Origin of the sequence: Nitratireductor aquimarinus (genome assembly GCF_017255295.1) — a bacterium.
In the GTDB taxonomy this organism is placed as follows: Bacteria; Pseudomonadota; Alphaproteobacteria; order Rhizobiales; family Rhizobiaceae; genus Nitratireductor; species Nitratireductor aquimarinus.
In genome coordinates, this window is sequence record NZ_JAFKDE010000009.1 from 246,039 (window position 1) to 260,394 (window position 14,356).

Below are 14,356 nucleotides of genomic sequence, written 5' to 3' on the forward strand. Positions count from 1 at the left end.
TCACTCTCCTTCGGCGTGGGTTCCGGGTTCTTCGTCCCCGGCCGGCTCAGTTGCGTCTTGTTTGGCGGACCGCTGCGCGGCCCTTTCCGATGCGGAAGGGCGGCGATTGCGCTTGCGCTCGCGGCGCTCTTCCTTTTCCTGCTTCAGGGCGTCGCGCACCAGATCGTCCGTCAGGACAAGCCGTGCCTCGGCAATCGCCTCAAAGGGGATACCAAAGAGGACATCCTCGTCCCCATCTTCCTCGACCGTTTCCGGCTCGATCGTCACGGTTTCCTCGTCGTTCTCGACGATGAAGCCGCGGAAGCGCTTGCGCCCGTCGAGCAGGATCGAGGTTTCGATTTTGACCAGATGCCCTTCACCCGAAGCGAAATCTTCCTTGCGCACCAGCGGGCGGTCGATGCCCGGCGAAGAGATCTCAAGCTGATAGGCCGTATCGATGGGATCTTCCACATCAAGCACGGGCGAAAGCGCCCGGCTGACTTCCTCGCAATCCTCGACGGTCATCGTGCCGTCGGGCCGCTCGGCCATGATCTGCAGCGTCGCACCGTCCTGCGCGGTCATGCGGACGCGCACCAGACGATAGCCGATTGCCCCAAGAACAGGGATGATGATCGCAGCAACGCGCGCCTCGATTCCGCTTTCGCGGATCAGCCGATCATCGTCGTTCCTGTCTTCTGAAATTGCCGTCATCCAACCTCCGGACGGTCGTATCTAACAAAAAAGAGCGGGACCGGCGGGACCCACTCTCCGTCATATCGACCAAGAATTTGAATTTCATATAGCCGAGACGCTGCTTCTTTTCAAGGCCCGCGCTGCATTTGCCGGCGCGCTGCTGGCAACCCGGCGCGCAATTGTTGCACCGCACAAATGCATGGCAGCCCTGCCGTAACGTCGGTTCCCAAATCTCCGGCTGCGGCCTAACTATGCTGCATCGCACAATTGAAGGAGCAGAGAGATGTCCGCACGCAGCTTCATGTCTGGAATCGGTGAATTTTTCGGCGTTATCGAAAGCGCGGTCGCCGTATCGTCCGCAGTCCGCAATCGCCGTCGCGCACCGGATGCCGATTTGCGCCGTCTCGGCATTGATCCCGAGCAGTTTTACGCCACGCGCAACCGTTAAGAATGCGGCCGTTCAGGCCTGTTACCCTGTGCTAGAGCATTTCCGCTTTTCGTTGAAACGCGAAAATGCCCTGACTCATTGTCTTTACGCAATTCCGGACGGAAAACCGGTTCCCACTTTGCCTGGAATTGCTGCCGGTCAGGCGACACCACCTGGCGGCACAATGCTCACGGGCCTGAGAATGGCCCAGCCTAGACCCTGAGAAAAGTGAGATAGGCAGGCGTTCTGCCCTCACGGATGGCTTTCGCCTCGTAACGCGTTCCCGGCCAGCCTTCATAGGGCTCGCGCCAGTCATCCGCACTCTGCGCCGGCCAGGTGAAAGCCGGATGCGCATCGCAGTGCAGCAAGGTCCAGTCGACATAGGTGTCGATATCGGACGCAAACCGGAACCGGCCACCGGGTTTCAGCACGCGTGCGAACCGGTCCAGATTGACCGAATTCACGAACCGCCGCTTCCAGTGCTTCTTCTTCGGCCACGGGTCGGGATAAAGCAGATCGATCCCGCTTATGGACGCCTCGGGAAGCCAGTCCAGAAGCTCCGTCGCGTCATCATTGTAAATCCGCAGATTGGACGGTACGCCGCCGGCCTCATCGACCGCCGAGGCCAGCTTGGCCATGCCGTTGACGAAGGGCTCCACACCGATGAAACCGCTCTGTGGATGACGCGCCAGCTCGCTAAGCAGGTGCTCGCCACCGCCGAAACCGATCTCCAGCCGCACATTTTCGACCGAACCGGGAAAAAGCGCCCGCACATCGGCAGGCGTCGCCTCACCCAGATCGATCAATGCGCCGTCCAGAAGGGCGGCAAGGGCTGCGTCCTGCTTGGGACGCAGCCGCTTTCCGTGACGACGGCCGAAAAAGGCTTCCGTTGATCGTGTGCGCCGCTCTTCAGCCATGTGTCGTTCCGAAAAATCCAGCAAAAGCCGCCTTAAGCGGCTTTTGCGACTGCCTGCTTGAGAGCCTTCACCAGATCGGTGCGCTCCCAGGAGAACGAACCGTCACGCCCTGCCTTGCGACCGAAATGACCATAGGCTGCGGTCTTGGCGTAGATCGGGCGGTTCAGGTCGAGATGACGGCGAATGCCGCTCGGCGACAGATCCATCACCTCACGGATTGCCACTTCCAGCTCCTCCTCGGAGACGCGGCCTGTGCCATGCAGATCCACATAGACCGACAGGGGCTGGGCAACGCCGATGGCGTAGGAAAGCTGGATGGTGCAACGCTCGGCAAGATTGGCCGCAACGACATTCTTCGCCAGGTAACGCGCGGCGTAAGCTGCGGAACGGTCCACCTTGGTGGTGTCCTTGCCGGAGAACGCGCCGCCGCCATGGGGCGCTGCGCCGCCATAGGTGTCGACGATGATCTTGCGGCCGGTGAGACCTGCATCGCCGTCCGGGCCGCCAATGACGAACTTGCCGGTCGGGTTGATGTACCAGTTGCAGTCAGCCGCAATCTCGATGCCGCCGGAAGAAAGCGCCTCATGAATGTAAGGCTCGACGACTTCACGCACCTTGGCGCTGTTCCAGGACGGATCGAGATGCTGGGTGGACAGAACGATTTCCGTCACTTCCTTGGGCATGCCATCCACGTAACGGACGGTAACCTGCGCCTTCGCATCCGGGCCAAGCTTGCCGGCATCGCCTTCACCCGCCTTGCGGGCATCGGCCAGAAGCTGAAGGATCTTGTGCGAATAGTAGATCGGCGCCGGCATCAGGTCCGGCGTCTCGCGGCAGGCGTAACCGAACATGATGCCCTGGTCGCCAGCGCCTTCTTCGCCCTGACGGTCGGCGGCATTGTCGACGCCCTGGCCGATGTCGGGAGACTGGCCGTGCAGCAGCACGTCGATCTTCGCGGTCTTCCAGTGAAAACCGTCCTGCTCATAGCCAATGGCGCGGATTGCGCGGCGCGCAGCCGAACGGAAGCGCGACGGGTTGATCAGCGGATTGCCCTGGGAATCCGTGGCGATCTCGCCGGTCTGCTTGTCCCGCTTGAGCAGCGTCTCGGGGACGCGAACCTCACCGGCGATCACGACGCGGTTGGTCGTGGCCAGCGTTTCGCACGCAACACGGACCTTCCACGGATCCATGCCGCACTTCTTGGCTTCCCGATAGACCAGATCGACGATCTCGTCCGAGATGCGATCACACACCTTGTCCGGATGGCCTTCGGAAACGGATTCACTTGTAAAGAGATAGTTCTTGCGCGCCACGGGTATCCCCTCTGAGAAGAAGCCGGTCAATATGCCGGCAACAGGCGCCCCCTGTTAGCCAAGCTCTGCCTCAAACGTCAAGCAAAACGGCGGTCACACGAGTCAAAACGGGGAGTGGACATACGCCCACTCCCCGCACCTGGGTCGTGATCAATCCATCGAACTGTTTGAATGGATGAGATCGAGCCTGGCTCAATCCTGGTTTTCGGTGGCCAGAACCTTGACGAGGTCAATGACCCGCCGGCGGACCTTGGGGTCCGAAATTTTCACGAAAGCACGATTCAGCTGAACGCCTTCGCTGCTGTTGAGGAAGTCTACAACGAAGTCGGCGCTCTCCTCGCCCATGCCCTTCGCGGACTCCGTGTCTTCGCCCGGTGCGCCCTCAAAGAAAAACGACACCGGCGCGCTTAAGACCGAAGCAATGGCCTGAAGCCGGCTCGCACCGACGCGGTTTGTGCCCTTCTCGTATTTCTGAATTTGTTGAAACGTTATGCCCAGACTCTCGCCAAGTTTCTCCTGGCTCATACCAAGCATGTTTCTACGAAGCCTGATCCGACCACCAACATGAATATCGATCGGATTCGGTTTTTTCTTGTTTTTGTTCATCACTTCCCTCGCCATCCGGCACGGGGTTGCCATTGACCGACGTACCAGCCCGACTCACAGAGCCCCAAGCCTGCGAAAATCGAACTGCGATGTAGTCGGCTTATGCACTATGCGTAGCTGAAAGGGGCGATGTCAATTCGCCCTCAGCCGCCGAACAATACTTGACATCAAAAGCAGGAACCCAAAACCAAACGCGATAAACAGCCAGTTGGTTCCCGGTTTTAAAAATTTAAATTGATTATTTCTATCGAGGGGGACCGCGACGTCCATAACACCGACGACATTCAGGTCGAATGCATCGACTATGCGGCCCGTTGAATCCACCACGGCCGAGATGCCTGAATTGGCCGAACGCACCAGTGGAACGCCGTTTTCGATTGCGCGCAGGCGTGCCTGGCGGAAGTGCTGATAGGGCCCCGGCGACACGCCGAACCATGCATCATTGGTGACGTTCAGAAGGACATCCGCCTTCTCTGCAGCGCCATCGACAAGCCACGGGAAAATGATTTCATAGCAAACAAAAGGTAAAGCATTAACATCCGAATTGAGCGAGATCGCGTGCCGGGATCCGCCGGCGGTAAACGGCCCTGCCGACTGCACGAGCTCTTCAATTCCAAGCTTATTCAACAAGTTGGCAAGCGGCACATATTCGCCGAACGGCACCAGATGCACCTTGTCGACCGCATCCAGGATAGAACCGTCCGGGCCGATCGCCACCACCGAATTGTAATAGCGCGTCGCGGCCAGCGTTTCGCCTGGCTCCGAGCGCACCGCCCCGGTGATCAGGATCTGCCCATCACCCAGAAGGTCGCCCAGTTCCGCCAGCGCTTCGGGGCGATCGGTGAACAGGAAAGGCACCGCAGTCTCGGGCCAGATGATGACGCTTGGCTTTGGTGCGCCGTCGATTGCCGGCTGACGGGACAGGCTCAGCAGCAGATCGAAGATGCGCGCCTGCTCCTCGGCATCCCATTTCTCGGTCTGCATTATTGACGGCTGGACCATGCGCACGGCGATGGTCTTCTCGACGTCACTGGAAGTAGAAAGACTTATGTATCCATAGACCAAATGTATAGCGACAAGACCAATTGCAATACTCATGCCTGCGAAGAGATGACGCCGTGTGCCAAGCAATGCGGGCATGGAAAATACAAGGACTGAAAGGAAATTCATCCCGGCTAATCCAACCAGCTTAGCCGATTGCATCGTGAGCAAAGTCGGCATGGCGGCATAACCAATTGCATGCCACGGAAAGCCCGTCAGGACGACGCTTCTAATCCATTCGATGACACCGAAAGCAAAGGCGAGAGCAACGAGCCTGAAAATTCCGTCCGACCAGAATGATCGCGCAAGCGCTGCAGCCAATCCGTAAAAGACAGCAAGAACTGCCGGCAGTCCGACGACAGCAAATGGCAGGAGCCAGGCAAAGTTCTCTGCTTCCACCAGCAACGCATTGCCGATCCACCAGAGCCCGAACAGAAAATAGCCGAAGCCGAACCACCAACCGATTTTGAATGCCGGCAGCAGCCGCGCCAGAAGCCCCCGACCGTCGCCAACCGCGCCATCGAGAAGCCAGACAAGAATCGGGAAAGAAACAAAGCAGGCGGCGAAAAAATCAAACGGCGGCTGCGCAAATGCAGCCAGCCCGCCGGCCAAAAGTGCGACAAAATAGCGCCGCCATCCGCTAAGCAAAATCAGCCGTCCGGCGACGCTTTCCATCAAACCACCCGCGCAACACGAATCATACGTAGCTGAAGTATCTACAGTTTGCCGAGGTTTGAAACCGTTTCGGCAAACTGTTTCGTGTGCATAAGGGCCTGTTTCAGGGGGAAAACGCGGTGGTCAGGAGGCCTGATCCACCCCGTTTTCGGGCGCGCGCGTGGCACGCCGACGCCGCTCAGCCGCCCGATTGTGTACAATACGGACACGTTTGACACGGCGCGGATCGGCATCGAGCACCTGGAATTCAAAGCCCGGGATGGCCTGCACGACTTCGCCACGCGCGGGCACGCGGCCCAGCGTGTTGAAGATCACACCGCCAATCGTGTCCACGTCCTCGGAGTGCTCCTCGGCGTGGAACTCGTCGCCGATCACCTCCGCGACGTCCTCGATCTCCGCCTTGGCGTCCACGACAAACGCATCCTCGCCGATCTGCTCGATCAGCGGGGCGTCGTCATCGTGCTCGTCCTCGATATCGCCGACAACCATTTCGACAATGTCTTCCAGCGATACGAGACCGTCGGTGCCGCCATACTCATCGATGACGAGCGCCATCTGCGTGCGGGAGGCCTGCATGCGCGCCATCAGGTCGGACGCCAGCATGGACGGCGGGACGAACAGGATCGAGCGCAGAAGGCTGAGATCGCCGATCGTGCGATCCAGATCCACCTTTGCGAGGTCAAAAGCCACCGGTTCCGGGGTTTTGCGGCTGCGGCTTCTCTTCGCACGCGCGGTCTTGGTGATGTGGCTGACCACATCACGAATGTGCACCATGCCGCGCGGATCATCCAGCGTCTCGCCATAGACCGGCATGCGGGAATGTCCGGACTTCTCAAACGCGTTGAGCAGTTCGCCAAGCGTGGTGCCGAGTTCGATGGCTTCGATATCGGCGCGCGGCACCATCACATCCTCGACGCGTAGTTCGCGCAGCCTCAGGATGTTCTTGAGCATCGCCCGTTCGCCGGGCGAGAAGGCAGCAGTGTCGTGGGTCTGCTCGTCGAGCGCGTCTGCAAGGTCTTCGCGGATCGAAGATCCGTTTCGAATGCCAAGTGCAGCCATCATTCTCTCCCAGAGGGACAGGCGGCTTCCGGAGCTTCGCGGGGGAGGTCTACTAGACCCCTCTTCCCCCTCCTCGGGGGATCTCGTCTCGCCTCCAGGCGCGTCGCCTGTTGCGATCATCGTGTTTTCTGTCATGGCCGTTTGTTCAATTGAGACCTTCAGTTAGGCATAGGGATCATCAATGGCAAGGGTCTGCAACGCTTTGCGTTCCAGATCTTCCATCTCTTCCGCCTCTTCATCGGTCTCATGATCATATCCCATGATATGCAAAAAACCGTGAATGATGAGGTGGGTGAGGTGATGATCGAACGTTTTCGCCTCTTCCGCCGCTTCGCGCGCAACGGTTTCATGGGCGATGATGATGTCGCCGAGAGGCGGCAGTTCCGGTCCCGGATTGATCATGTCGGGGGCCGGAAACGAAAGCACGTTGGTCGGCTTGTCCTTGCCGCGCCATTCGCGATTGAGAACGCGGATCTCGGCGTCGCCCGTAAACAGCAGGCTCACCGCGCCACTCTCGTCGGGCTGAAGCGCGATTGTCGCGGCCGCAGCCCCGATGGCGCGCTCGGCCAGCGCCTGAAGCGCGGCCTCAGGCGCCCAGTCACCGGCTTCAACGGTGATTTCAATCTCGATTGCCGGCATATCACCGGCAGGGGAAACTTCAGTCATCGGCTTGTGCGGATCAGTCCCGCGTCTTCTTGTCGTAGGCCCGGACAATGGCTGCCACCAGCGGATGGCGCACCACATCCTTCTCTCCGAAGCGAACCGTAACGATGCCGGGCACGTCGCCCAGAACCTCGAGTGCTTCGACCAGGCCCGACTTGGTGTTGGGCGGCAGGTCGATCTGGCTCGGATCGCCGGTCACGATCATGCGCGCATTCTCGCCAAGCCGCGTCAGGAACATTTTCATCTGCATCGGCGTGGTGTTCTGCGCCTCATCGAGGATGACCACCGAATTGGCCAGCGTGCGGCCGCGCATGAAGGCGAGCGGCGCGATCTCGATCACGTCGGCTGCCAGCGCGCGCTCCACCTTTTCCGCCGGGATCATGTCGTATAGCGCGTCATAGAGCGGGCGCAGATAGGGGTCGACCTTCTCGCGCATGTCGCCGGGCAGGAAGCCCAGCCGCTCACCCGCCTCAACCGCCGGGCGCGAGAGGATGATGCGATCCACAACGCCGCGCTCCAGAAGCATGGCGGCATAGGCGACGGCAAGGAAGGTCTTGCCCGTGCCGGCCGGCCCGATGCCGAACACCAGCTCCGAACGCTCCAGAGCGCGCATATAGGCGTCCTGATTGGCCGAGCGGGCGTACACGGTGCGCTTGCGCGTGGAAATCTGCGCCGCGGCGAGCTTTCCCTTTGCCTCCATCGTCGGAAGGGTCAGCTGCTCATCGGCGGCAATGGCGAGGCGCACGGCCCCGTCCACGTCGGATGGAGCAAGCTCGGTGCCCTTCTGGAGAAGATCATAGAGATAGTCGAGCGCACGGCGCGCCTGCGCCGTTGCAACGCTGTCTCCCTTCACCGAGAGCTCATTGCCCTTGGAGCGAATGTCGACGCCAAGCCGCTGCTCGATCTGGGCCAGATTCTCGTCGAAAGGCCCGTAAAGGGCGCTGGCCAGCTTGTTGTCATCGAAGGTCAGCACGATGTGCGCCATGTCCGACGCCCCGGAGGGCTGGTTCCTCAACTCAGTGCTGGCGGTCAAGCGCCCCTCCTTTACAACACCGGTTCGGCAAACAGGCTGTTTGGTCCCGCTTCCGTGATTCTAACAGAAACAATGTCGCCGATTTCGCCGGCCTTTTCATCAACAATCACAGGCTGGAGCCATGGCGAACGCCCGACGCGCTGTCCCGGCTGACGGCCGGGCTTCTCCAGAAGCACGTCCATCTCACGACCGATCAGGCTTTTGGCAAAACCGCGCTGCTGCTCGATGAGCAGCGCCTGAAGCGCCTGAAGCCGCTCGTCCTTGACCGCCTCCGGCACCTGATCGCCAAGATCCGCACCCGGCGTTCCCGGCCGCGGCGAATATTTGAACGAAAAGGCCTGCGCATAGGTCACGTCGCGCACGAGCTGCATCGTGTCCTCGAAATCCTGATCCGTCTCGCCGGGGAAGCCGACGATGAAATCGCCCGACATGGCGATATCGGGACGCGCCGCGCGAATGCGGTCGATCAGGCGGCGGTAATCGTCGCCCGTGTGCTTGCGGTTCATGGCCTTGAGGATGCGGTCGGAGCCCGACTGAACCGGCAAATGCAGATAGGGCATCAGCTTGGGCAGATCGCGATGGGCCGCGATCAGCGCATCATCCATGTCGCGCGGATGGCTTGTCGTGTAGCGAAGCCGGTCAAGACCGGGGATTTCCGCCAGCCGGAACAGAAGCTCGCCGAGCCCCCATTCGCGGCCATCCGCGCCCTCGCCATGCCAGGCGTTGACGTTCTGGCCAAGCAGCGTGACTTCGCGCACGCCGCCCTCGGCAAGGCGCTCCGCCTCGGCAACGATCTGCGCCACCGGGCGCGACACTTCCGAACCGCGCGTATAGGGCACGACGCAGAAGGTGCAGAACTTGTCGCAGCCTTCCTGCACGGTCAGAAACGCCGTCACGCCACGATTGCGCACCACGCGCTTCTGCGGCTGCGGCAGATGCTCGAACTTGTCTTCAATGGCGTATTCGGTCTCGACGACCTTCTCACCGCCGAGCGCGCGTTTCACCACCTTGGGCAGGCGATGATAGGTCTGCGGCCCGATCACCAGATCGACGGCAGGCGCGCGGCGCAGGATTTCCTGCCCCTCGGCCTGCGCAACGCAACCGGCAACGCCGATCACCGTTTCGCGGCCAGCCTGGCTGCGCTCTTCCTTGAGCACGCGCAGACGACCCAGCTCCGAATACACCTTTTCCGCCGCCTTTTCGCGGATATGGCAGGTGTTGAGGAGAACGAGGTCCGCCTCTTCGATCTGGTCCGTTGGCGCATAGCCATCCGCCGCCAGCGCATCCGACATGCGCTGCGAATCGTAGACATTCATCTGGCAGCCGTAGGTTTTTACGAAAACCTTCTTGTCGGCGGGGCGCATTTCGGATGCGTTGCCAGTGTTTTCGGTGCCGCCAATTTCCGGCGCGATATTCTCTTCCATGCCGGTTTCCTAACGTTTTTGCGTGTCAAAAAACAGACGATTCTTCGCTGTGTGATGAATCCGTCAAATTTCGGTGCCGCGTAAGCCTGCCGTAAGCATGGCGCGCACCTGCGCCTCGGCTTCCCGCGTGACGGTCTTGCGGTCGCCTTTTGCCAGAAACGGGATCGGATCGCCATAGCGCACAGCGATATCGATAGGCCGTGACTGCCAGAGCGTGATCAGATTGGGCAGAAGGTCGGTGTCGCCGATCCACGAAATGGCCGCCCGCTCGCGTCGGTCGAGCCGGAGCCCGCCCTTGCTCACATAGATGAGCGCCACCGGCTGCAGCGTGACGCTGTCGGCCCTGTCGCTGGCAAGCGCCAGCTGTGCCGCGCCAAACAGCGTGCTCTTGAAGGGCAGCACCCGGTTTCCGTCACCGGTCGTGCCCTCGGCAAAAAGCACCATCGGATCGCCATCGGCCAGCCGTTCGGCGATCTCGCGCGCCTGTTCCGGCGAGGAGCGACGGCGCTCACGCTCGACAAAAACGGAGCGCTGCTGCCTGGCGAACGTGCCGAGGATCGGCCATTTGCGCATTTCCGACTTGGCAATGAAGTGCACGCCATCGAGCGAACCAAGCACCAGAATGTCGAGCCATGACACATGGTTGGCGACGATCATCAACGGCCGGTCTTTCGCCGGGCTGCCTTCCATGCGCACCCGAACGCCAAGCATGCGCAGGGTGAGCCGGTGCCACAGGCGCGGCACGATGCGGTCGCTGAGGAGCGGTGTGCGCAGCGCGATTTCCTGCACCACCATGAGCGGAAGCGTGTAGAGCGCGATCACCAGGATCGCGATGACGAAACGAAACGTGCTGAACATCAGCCCTTGATCAGCCCCTCTCTGCGGCCCAATGCGGCCCCCTTGCGAGGGATGGACGCTTACAGCATTTCTCCGCCGGGGGGAAACACCGCGCTGGCAGAAACCGTCTAAAGATCACGGCGCATCACCAGCGCGCTGGTGCGGTTGCCGCTCGCATCGCGGTAATAGTCCGGTCGGCCGCCCACCTGCAGGAAACCGAGCCGGCGGTAAAGCGCGATTGCCGCCGTGTTGGTTTCGTCCACTTCGAGGAAGAGCGCCGACACACGGTCGCCATGCAGCCGGAACAGAACCGCATCCATCAGTTGCCGGCCAAGGCCCTGGCGTCTGTGACTGCGCGTCACGAGTATCGTGAGGATCTCGCCTTCATCCGCTGCCTGACGCGCAAGCACGAAGCCGGCCATCTGCCCGGGCTTGCGCCCCACTTCCACGACCGCAAAACCGAACACGCCCTCCTGCGTGAGGAGCGATTCAAACTCGGCATCGCTCCACGGGCGGGCGTAGCCCTCCGCATGCATGTCAGCCAGAACCAGACTGTCGGCCACTTCCAGCGGCCGCACGACGAACTCACGCCGTCTTGGAAAGAGCGCCATCAGCCTTCCTTTCGCGGCAGGGCGAAATTCTGCTGGGGAGCCGCTTCCGGCGCGCGCAGGTAAAGCGGCCTGGGCGGCTCGCTGCCCGGCCCCTTGGCCGCCGCCAGACGGGCAAAGGTGGCAATGTCAGCCGTTGCTCCGGCAGAATGAATGTCGAGTGCGGATGGCGCGGCTTCGGCGACCAGCGCCGCCGCAGCGCCATAGACGACGGCGTTTTCGCGCAGCGCCCATTCGGCAAGCGCCTCCACCGGCAGGCTTTCCGGCGCTAAAACGGCGCGGCCTTCACTGTCGTAACCGGCGGCAAACAAATTCTGCACCCGCTGCCCCAGCGCCACCAGAACGGGACGGCCGGGAATGGCTGCATGCGCCTCGGCTCCAAGCGCCTCCAGCGTGGAAACGCCGATGGCCGGAACCTTGAGCGCCAGCGCCAGCCCGCGCGCGGCCGAAACGCCCACGCGCACACCGGTGAACGAGCCCGGCCCGACCGAAACGGCCACCGCCTCAAGCGCGTCATAGCCAAGGGCCGCGCTCGCAAGCGCCTGCTCGATCACGGACATGACATGTTCGGCATGTCCCTTGCCCAGATCCAGAACATGCCGGCCGAGTTCGCGGTCCTTATCGGTGTCATAAACGCAGGCGGCGCAGAGCGCCGCCGCAGTGTCGATTGCAAGAATGTTCATCGAGACGTCAGCCCGGCGTCCTTTTCGTTTCAAACCGCCGGCGAATCCGATGCGCCATCAGCGGGTCAGGAAGCCCTATTTGCCCTGTCAGCCGCCTTGAGTTCAAGACGGCGCGCATGCAGAACCGGCTCGGTGTAGCCATTGGGCTGATCCCGTCCCTTGAACACAAGGTCGCAGGCAGCCTGGAAAGCGATGGAACCATCGAAATCCGAAGCCATCGGCCGATAGAGTGGATCGCCTTCATTTTGCCGGTCAACGACAGCCGCCATGCGCTTCATCGTTTCCATCACCTGCGCTTCGCTGGCGACACCATGGTGTAACCAGTTTGCCATGTGCTGTGCGGAAATCCGCAGCGTTGCGCGGTCTTCCATCAGGCCCACATCATTGATGTCCGGCACCTTGGAACAGCCGACGCCCTGATCGATCCAGCGCACCACATAGCCCAGAATGCCCTGCGCGTTGTTGTCGAGCTCCTTCTGGATTTCCTCCGGCGTCCAGTTGGGCCGCGTGGCGACCGGCACCGAAAGGATATCGGAAAGCGCTGCGCGCTTGCGGTTCTTCAATTCGGCCTGCACCGCATGCACATCAACCGTGTGGTAATGCGTGGCGTGGAGCGTGGCTGCCGTTGGCGACGGCACCCAGGCGGTGTTCGCACCGGCCTTCGGATGGCCGATCTTCTGCACCAGCATTTCCGCCATCAGATCCGGCATGGCCCACATGCCCTTGCCGATCTGTGCGTGACCGGAAAGGCCGCATTCCAGACCGATATCGACATTCCAGTTCTCATAGGCCGCGATCCAGGCCGCCTGCTTCATGTCGCCCTTGCGGATCATCGGGCCGGCTTCCATGGAGGTGTGGATCTCGTCGCCGGTGCGGTCGAGGAAGCCGGTGTTGATGAAGACCACCCGCTCGCGCGCGGCGCGGATGCACTCCTTCAGATTGATCGTGGTGCGGCGCTCCTCATCCATGATGCCCATTTTCATGGTGTTCGGCGCCATGCCGAGCGCTTCCTCGGCGCGACCGAACAGTTCCACCGCGAAGGCCACTTCTTCAGGGCCGTGCATCTTCGGCTTCACCACATACATGGAGCCCGCGCGGCTGTTCATGCGGCGACCGTCTGCGCCGACATCGTGCAGCGCGATGGCTGCGGTGAACAGCGCGTCCATAATGCCTTCCGGCACTTCATTGCCATCGGCGTCTAGGATGGCCGGGTTGGTCATCAGGTGACCGACATTGCGCACCAGCATCAGCGAACGGCCGGGCAGCGTGAGCGTGCCGCCATCGGGCGCGGTGTATTCGCGGTCGGGGTTCAGGCGGCGGGTGAAGGTCTTGTCGCCCTTCGTCACCTGCTCTTCGAGGTCGCCCTTCATCAGGCCGAGCCAGTTGCGGTAGACGACAATTTTGTCTTCCGCGTCCACGGCGGCGACGGAATCCTCGCAATCCTGGATCGTGGTCAGCGCCGATTCCAGCACCACATCGGCAATGCCCGCCGCATCGGTCTTGCCGATCGGGTGCGTGCGGTCGATCACGACTTCCGCATGCATGCCATTGGTGGCGAGCAAAACGGCGGTCGGCTGATCGGCTTCGCCGCGATAACCGGTGAACTTCGCAGCGTCCTTCAGGCGCGCTTCACCACCCAGGGTTTTCGCCACGAGCTGACCGTCGACAACAGAAAGCCCGGTGACGTCCGTCCAGGAAGCACCATCGAGCGGCGCGCTGCCATCGAGGAAGGCGCGCGCCCAGGCGATGACCTTTTCGCCGCGCTTCGGATTGTAGCCCTTGCCCTTCTCCGCGCCATCATCGTCGGAGATGGCGTCCGTGCCGTAAAGCGCATCGTAGAGCGAGCCCCAGCGTGCATTGGCCGCGTTGAGCGCATAGCGCGCATTCATCACCGGCACGACGAGCTGCGGCCCGGCGACGGTGGCGATTTCCGGATCGACATTCTCCGTGGAGACCGAGAAGGCCTCGCCTTCCGGCAGCAGATAACCGATCTCGCGCAGGAACGCCTGATAGGCTTCCTGATCGGCGGGCGCGCCGTTTTCCCTGTACCAGGCGTCGATCTTTTCCTGCAGCGCGTCGCGCTTGGCCAGCAGCGCGCGGTTCTTCGGGGCGAGATCGTTCACGATCTCCGCCAGCGCTTTCCAGAACCTGTCGGGCTCGATGCCCGTGCCGGGCAGTGCCTCTTTTACGGCGAAATCACGCAGCTCTTCCGCAACCTTCAACCCATGAAGCTCAACGCGATTTTCCATTTGGCAGACACTCCTCTTCCCGATGTCAGAAATGATGCACTGCTTTCACCACGCCAGCGTCACGCGGTCAATTCGCCGGATGGAGAAGAAGTTTCAACGTGAAGCAAGGTTGAGCCACTCTTTTGCCGAACGCCCGATCCGCCCGACAC

Annotated in this window: 14 protein-coding genes; 1 reads left to right on the forward strand and 13 read right to left on the reverse strand. The window is 61.4% G+C overall.

Features of this window, described 5'->3' with window-relative positions; translation table 11 throughout:
- A complete protein-coding gene (gene rimP, locus JYP46_RS17075; protein WP_206548780.1) occupies positions 1–690 on the reverse strand; it encodes a ribosome maturation factor RimP in 690 nt (229 codons plus the stop codon).
- 265 nt (positions 691–955) lie between these two features.
- On the opposite strand from rimP, the gene JYP46_RS17080 reads away from it, so the two are divergent.
- A complete protein-coding gene (locus JYP46_RS17080; protein ID WP_206548781.1) occupies positions 956–1,120 on the forward strand; it encodes a hypothetical protein in 165 nt (54 codons plus the stop codon).
- A gap of 191 nt (positions 1,121–1,311) precedes the next feature.
- Here JYP46_RS17080 and trmB read toward each other — a convergent pair whose 3' ends face one another.
- From trmB to JYP46_RS17140, 12 genes are all read right to left on the reverse strand, one after another.
- Positions 1,312–2,016, reverse strand: a complete 705-nt coding sequence (gene trmB, locus JYP46_RS17085; RefSeq protein ID WP_206548782.1) for a tRNA (guanine(46)-N(7))-methyltransferase TrmB — start codon at positions 2,014–2,016, stop codon at positions 1,312–1,314.
- A gap of 32 nt (positions 2,017–2,048) precedes the next feature.
- A complete protein-coding gene (gene metK / locus JYP46_RS17090; RefSeq protein WP_206544362.1) occupies positions 2,049–3,329 on the reverse strand; it encodes a methionine adenosyltransferase in 1,281 nt (426 codons plus the stop codon).
- Between the two features lie 192 nt (positions 3,330–3,521).
- Complete coding sequence (locus tag JYP46_RS17095; protein WP_113156121.1) at positions 3,522–3,935, reverse strand: helix-turn-helix domain-containing protein; 414 nt, start codon at positions 3,933–3,935, stop codon at positions 3,522–3,524.
- Between the two features lie 132 nt (positions 3,936–4,067).
- Positions 4,068–5,651, reverse strand: coding sequence for an apolipoprotein N-acyltransferase (gene lnt / locus JYP46_RS17100; protein WP_206548783.1), 1,584 nt, complete (start codon positions 5,649–5,651; stop codon positions 4,068–4,070).
- A gap of 123 nt (positions 5,652–5,774) precedes the next feature.
- Positions 5,775–6,710 carry a hemolysin family protein gene (locus tag JYP46_RS17105; RefSeq protein ID WP_206544776.1) on the reverse strand — a complete coding sequence of 312 codons (936 nt, stop codon included), beginning with the start codon at positions 6,708–6,710 and terminating at the stop codon, positions 5,775–5,777.
- A 162-nt stretch (positions 6,711–6,872) separates the two neighbouring features.
- Entirely contained in the window at positions 6,873–7,376 is a 504-nt protein-coding gene (ybeY, locus tag JYP46_RS17110; protein WP_224924682.1) for an rRNA maturation RNase YbeY, read from the reverse strand.
- Between the two features lie 13 nt (positions 7,377–7,389).
- Entirely contained in the window at positions 7,390–8,358 is a 969-nt protein-coding gene (locus JYP46_RS17115) for a PhoH family protein (RefSeq protein WP_113153816.1), read from the reverse strand.
- A gap of 59 nt (positions 8,359–8,417) precedes the next feature.
- Positions 8,418–9,770, reverse strand: a complete 1,353-nt coding sequence (gene miaB / locus JYP46_RS17120; protein WP_222474220.1) for a tRNA (N6-isopentenyl adenosine(37)-C2)-methylthiotransferase MiaB — start codon at positions 9,768–9,770, stop codon at positions 8,418–8,420.
- Positions 9,771–9,893: 123 nt separating this feature from the next.
- Positions 9,894–10,688 (reverse strand): lyso-ornithine lipid O-acyltransferase, encoded by a 795-nt coding sequence (gene olsA / locus JYP46_RS17125; RefSeq protein WP_206548785.1) that lies wholly within the window; start codon positions 10,686–10,688, stop codon positions 9,894–9,896.
- Positions 10,689–10,795: 107 nt separating this feature from the next.
- Positions 10,796–11,278: a GNAT family N-acetyltransferase gene (locus JYP46_RS17130; protein WP_206548786.1), complete on the reverse strand. Its 483-nt coding sequence runs from the start codon at positions 11,276–11,278 to the stop codon at positions 10,796–10,798.
- Positions 11,278–11,958 carry a tRNA (adenosine(37)-N6)-threonylcarbamoyltransferase complex dimerization subunit type 1 TsaB gene (gene tsaB, locus JYP46_RS17135; RefSeq protein WP_206548787.1) on the reverse strand — a complete coding sequence of 227 codons (681 nt, stop codon included), beginning with the start codon at positions 11,956–11,958 and terminating at the stop codon, positions 11,278–11,280. The genes JYP46_RS17130 and tsaB overlap by 1 nt, the downstream gene beginning before the upstream one ends.
- A gap of 65 nt (positions 11,959–12,023) precedes the next feature.
- On the reverse strand, positions 12,024–14,207 hold the full coding sequence (locus tag JYP46_RS17140; protein WP_206548788.1) for a malate synthase G: 2,184 nt from the start codon (positions 14,205–14,207) through the stop codon (positions 12,024–12,026).
- Positions 14,208–14,356: the final 149 nt, after the last annotated feature.